The organism is Porphyromonas sp. COT-108 OH1349, assembly GCF_000768755.1.
Lineage (GTDB): Bacteria > Bacteroidota > Bacteroidia > Bacteroidales > Porphyromonadaceae > Porphyromonas_A > Porphyromonas_A canoris.
This window is the reverse complement of the sequence record NZ_JRAH01000018.1, coordinates 1-2,677: the sequence shown is the minus strand read 5'-3', so window position 1 is coordinate 2,677 and position 2,677 is coordinate 1. Positions and strand designations below refer to the sequence as shown.

The 2,677-nt window shown below is 43.9% G+C and carries 2 protein-coding genes and 3 pseudogenes; 3 read left to right on the top strand and 2 right to left on the bottom strand.

The window, feature by feature from the left end:
- Positions 1–1,176 (top strand): annotated as a pseudogene (locus tag JT26_RS04030) (DNA methylase); the annotation flags it as partial.
- A 104-nt stretch (positions 1,177–1,280) separates the two neighbouring features.
- Here the strand turns inward: JT26_RS04030 and JT26_RS04025 are convergent.
- Together JT26_RS04025 and JT26_RS04020 are read right to left on the bottom strand one after the other, a co-directional pair.
- Entirely contained in the window at positions 1,281–1,583 is a 303-nt protein-coding gene (locus JT26_RS04025) for a helix-turn-helix domain-containing protein (protein WP_036846609.1), read from the bottom strand.
- Positions 1,567–2,019, bottom strand: a complete 453-nt coding sequence (locus JT26_RS04020) for a helix-turn-helix domain-containing protein (protein WP_081966376.1) — start codon at positions 2,017–2,019, stop codon at positions 1,567–1,569. The genes JT26_RS04025 and JT26_RS04020 overlap by 17 nt, the downstream gene beginning before the upstream one ends.
- A 221-nt stretch (positions 2,020–2,240) precedes the next feature.
- On the opposite strand from JT26_RS04020, the pseudogene JT26_RS04015 reads away from it, so the two are divergent.
- A pseudogene (locus tag JT26_RS04015) lies at positions 2,241–2,519 on the top strand (helix-turn-helix domain-containing protein).
- Between the two features lie 36 nt (positions 2,520–2,555).
- A pseudogene (locus JT26_RS11125) lies at positions 2,556–2,677 on the top strand (DNA-binding protein); the annotation flags it as partial.

Here is a 2,677-nt window from a genome sequence, read left to right as displayed (position 1 = left end):
CAGAGGGATGGACGAGCCGTGCGTAAGGGAAACGAGGTAGCCAAACTCTATGCAGACAATAAGGTGGATGTTATCATCTATGCGGTGGAAAAGTCGCTTGATAGTTACAAATTCAATCTGTTACACAATAAGCAGCTTTTCATCGAACAGCTGAAAAACAACCGTATGGGTAGTCGTACCATCGACGAGGGAAGTATGGACGAGAAGTCGGGAATGAATTTTTCCGAGTATGTAGCTATTCTTTCAGGAAATACCGACTTGTTGGAAAAGGCGAAATTGGAAAAGAAAATAGCCGGTTTGGAGAGTGAGCGACAGGCCTTCATCCGCAGTAAATCNGACTTGTTGGAAAAGGCGAAATTGGAAAAGAAAATAGCCGGTTTGGAGAGTGAGCGACAGGCCTTCATCCGCAGTAAATCATCCTCCCGAAGTCGTTTGGAAGAGGTTATGCGAGCAGTGGATAGCAATAGGGAACTGATTGGTCGTTTCAGAAGCGATTGGGATTTATACCAAAGCCGAGTGCAGAAAGATAACGAGGGCAACATACTCAACCCGATAACACTCAAAGGAGTAGAGAGTAAAGACCCGAAATGCATTGCAGCTAAACTGACAGAAATCAATGAATCCAAAGATCTGTTTGACCTTTCACAGAACAAATTCTTCGTGATGGGAGAAAGCGGAATGAAGTACAGTTACAACAACGGCAAGATTGCGACAGACCCGCAACTCGCCTGTATGAATTTCCTGAATGCATTGGAGAAGATACCCGGCTTGATTGAGAAATATCAGGCAGACACGGAAAAGATAGCCAAGGATATTCCTGTTTTGCTGGAGGTGGTAAATGGTTCTTGGAGGAAAGAAGAGCAGCTCAAAGACCTCAAAACGGAACTTGCCACACTTGACCGAAAAATACAGCTTTCCCTAAAGCCGATTGAAGAGGAAGAAAGCCAACAGGAGGGAACGGAGATGATGCAAGATGAAGCAGGAGAGACGAAGGAAATGGAACAGTCATGTCCGATTGAGCCGTCCGTCATTGCTCCCTCTGTCGATACTTCTGTGGCTCAATCCAACAGACCGTTGGAAAGCAACGGGCAGAGTAGCTCCGCTACACAGTCCGCAATGGACAGACTACCGTCGTCTCTGGCAAGAAAAGTGTTTATTGTCAGACCTAAACTATAAAATGATTTCTCTCTAATTAATACCTCAAACAGCAGCCCCCGCCTTGTCATCACGACAAAACGGGGGCTTAACGACTGTGCACAATCAATCTACTCACTCTAAAGTCACATAGGTTTTTTCTTTGTTCTTTTTCGTTTTAGGTTTTCGGTAAAGTGGGCTTTCATGAAAGAGAGAATTTCCGATTCCAANTAGATAATGTGGAAAGGAAGTGTCCCGGAAGCACGGTAACGTTGCAGAGTACGCTTGCTGATTTGAAGCATCATACATACCTCTTGGTTATCCAACAATGGCTCTCCATCTATCATTGGACGTTGGGGTATATCGTGAGTCGGCTGCTTCAAATCATCAAGACGCTTCATAATACGTTCCATCCACTCGAGGAAAGTCTCTCTATCCAATAATTCCATCCTTTATCCTCCTGCTTTTAAGTCCGAAGTTATGCTGCAACTCTTTCAGATTTTGAGGGTTGCAATACAAACTCTTGTTGCGTATCGCCTCCTCAATGTCATGTAGGTCGTAGTAGCAACGCCCATAGATCATCTTGTAGCTGATTCGGTCTGCACTGCGCATACGCTGGAGGGTACGTTTACTGATACCTAGTATCTCGGCTAACTCATCATTGGAGATAAGGCGGTTTTCATACTCCGTCTTTGCCTTTTTCTCCTGCTCCACATACCGAAGAATCTTTTCTATCTTNAGTATCTCGGCTAACTCATCATTGGAGATAAGGCGGTTTTCATACTCCGTCTTTGCCTTTTTCTCCTGCTCCACATACCGAAGAATCTTTTCTATCTTACCTATCAGTTCCTGAAAAGCTCTGCTTTCTAGTGTAATGACATCCATGACTATTTTACTTGATTATGGCACAAAGTTCGGGAGGGACAATAGGGTGAATTGTATGGTAAATATGTACTGAATAAAGATTTTTCGCCTCAGTTTCAAATATTCTTCGACAAAGGTATCCATATCGAAGCCACAAGTACGCTATAATGGATAATCAGGGGCAGGAGTCTCTTTTCGTAGCTACATTTGTGTGGAAGTGAAAATTAAAACGGACAAGAATTATGGAAGTAATAGCAATAGAGAGGAAAACGTATGAAGCCATGATGGAGCATTTCCGCATTCTGACAGCCAAAGTCGATGCCCTGTGTCGGGAGTGTGACGAGAAGCGTATGGGCAGGTGGCTGGACAATCAGGATGTCTGACAAATCCTGAACATCAGTTTGCGTACCCTGCAAACCTATCGTAGCAACCGAATGTTGCCCTACACGCAAATAGGGTATAAGATGTTCTATAAACCGGAGGATGTTGGAAAACTGCTCGAACAATCCTCCGCTTTATAACCAATAAACAATCTCACCACTAAATCCAACGTAAATATGAACAATGACGTAAAGACAAATAACGACAAAGAGATTGCGTACTTTTTCAACGCCGGCGACCGCATGATGAAAGGCATAGATGCTCTGCGGAAAAAGAACAGACCTCTGCTTAACGGTCA